1 protein-coding gene and 1 pseudogene are annotated in these 1,871 nt (G+C 70.9%); both read left to right on the plus strand.

Annotation, left to right across the window (positions count from 1 at the left end):
- Positions 1-488 (plus strand): annotated as a pseudogene (locus tag ADBZ5U_RS16115) (NADH-quinone oxidoreductase subunit B family protein); the annotation flags it as partial.
- Positions 485-1,804, plus strand: coding sequence for a Ni/Fe hydrogenase subunit alpha (locus tag ADBZ5U_RS16120; RefSeq protein ID WP_526811883.1), 1,320 nt, complete (start codon positions 485-487; stop codon positions 1,802-1,804). The pseudogene ADBZ5U_RS16115 and the gene ADBZ5U_RS16120, both read left to right, overlap by 4 nt.
- The last annotated feature ends 67 nt before the right edge of the window (positions 1,805-1,871 follow it).

The following is a 1,871-nucleotide window of genomic DNA, read 5'->3' on the forward strand; positions in this document are numbered from 1 at the left end:
GGATCCAGGCGCTGCGCAACTTCGCCGACGTCGGCGAGTTCACCTCGGTGGTCTACGCGCGCCCGGACTACATCGATACCCTGGCCACCTCCACGGCGGCCTCGGCGCACGTCACGGTGGACTACGAGCTGCGGGGCTGTCCGATCGACCGCCGCCAATTGCTCGACACCCTGGCCGCCCTGCTCGTCGGCCGCAGACCCCGGCTGCCGGCGGCGTCGGTCTGCACCGAGTGCAAACGCGCCGGGGTCACCTGCGTCACCGTCTCCGAGGGCATCGCCTGCCTGGGCCCGGTGACCCACGCCGGCTGCGGCGCGCTGTGCCCGCGGCACCACCGCGGCTGTTACGGCTGCTTCGGCCCGATGGCGACCCCCAACACCGGCGCGATGATCCCGCTGCTGCGACGCGACGGGCTGTCCGCGGCCGACGTCGACCGGGTGTTCGGCACCTTCAACGTGACGCAGTTCGACGGCGAGCGACACGGCCCGTGACCGAGTCGCGCACGTTGCGGGTCGGCGCCTTGACCCGGGTCGAGGGGGAGGGGGCCCTGCGCGTCGAAATACGTGATGGCAAAGCAGAACTCGTCGAACTGAACATCTACGAGCCGCCGCGGTTCTTCGAGGCGTTCCTGCGCGGCCGGAACTACACCGAACCGCCGGACATCACCGCCCGGATCTGCGGCATCTGCCCGGTCGCCTACCAGGTCAGCGCCTGCAACGCCATCGAGGACGCCTGCGGGGTGACACCGGACCCCGAGATCGTCGCGCTGCGGCGGCTGCTCTACTGCGGGGAGTGGATCCACAGCCACGTGCTGCACATCTACCTGCTGCACGCTCCGGACTTCCTCGGCGCCCCGGACGTAATGACCCTCGCCAGGGCCCATCCCGAGGCGGTGGAACGCGGACTGGCGTTGAAGAAGGCCGGCAACCGGCTGATGGAACTGATCGGCGGCCGGTCCATCCACCCGGTCAATGTGCGGGTCGGCGGTTTCTACTCGGTGCCGACCGGGGCGGACCTCAAGCCGATGGCCGAACTGCTGCGCCGGGCCCTCGATGGCGCGCTGGCCACCGTCGAGTGGGTGTCCGGCTTCGAGTTCCCGGACCTCACCGTCGGGCACGAGCTGCTGGCGCTGACCGGTGACCGCTATCCGATCGAGGACGGCGCCATCGCCCGCAGCGCCGGGCCCGCCTTCGACGTGGCCGACTTCGGCGAGCACGTGCGGGAGACCCAGGTGCGGCACTCCACCGCGCTGCACGCCACCCTCGACGGGCGACGTCACCTCACCGGCCCGCTGGCCCGCTACTCGCTGAACCACGAGGCCCTGTCCGCATCGGCCAGAGAGGCGGCCGCGGCGGCCGGCCTCGGCCCCGAATGCCGGAACCCGTTCCGCAGCATCATCGTCCGCGCCGTCGAGGTGGTCTACGCCGTCGAGGAGGCGCTCCGCATCATCGGGGACTACCAGCGGCCGAGCCGCCCGTTCGTGCCGGTCTCACCCCGGCCGGGTGTCGGGCACGGGGTCAGCGAGGCCCCCCGCGGGCTGCTGTACCACCGCTACCGGATCGACGCCGACGGGCTGGTGGCCGCCGCCGACATCGTGCCGCCGACAGCGCAGAACCAGGGCGCGATCGAGGCCGATCTGCTGCGGATCGTGACCGAGCAGAGCGGTCTGGACGATGCCGCGCTGACCGCGATGTGCGAACGGGCCATCCGCAACCACGACCCCTGCATCTCGTGCGCGACGCACTTCCTGACCGTCACGGTCGACCGGCACGTTGAGGACTTTCAGGCCGCTCACGAAGACCTCTGACATCGCACGAGAGATTGTCGGTGGTCGGTGGGATGCTCACGTCATGTCCACGACCGGCGCCGGCACT

The organism is Mycobacterium sp. (assembly GCF_040398885.1).
In the GTDB taxonomy this organism is placed as follows: Bacteria; Actinomycetota; Actinomycetes; order Mycobacteriales; family Mycobacteriaceae; genus Mycobacterium.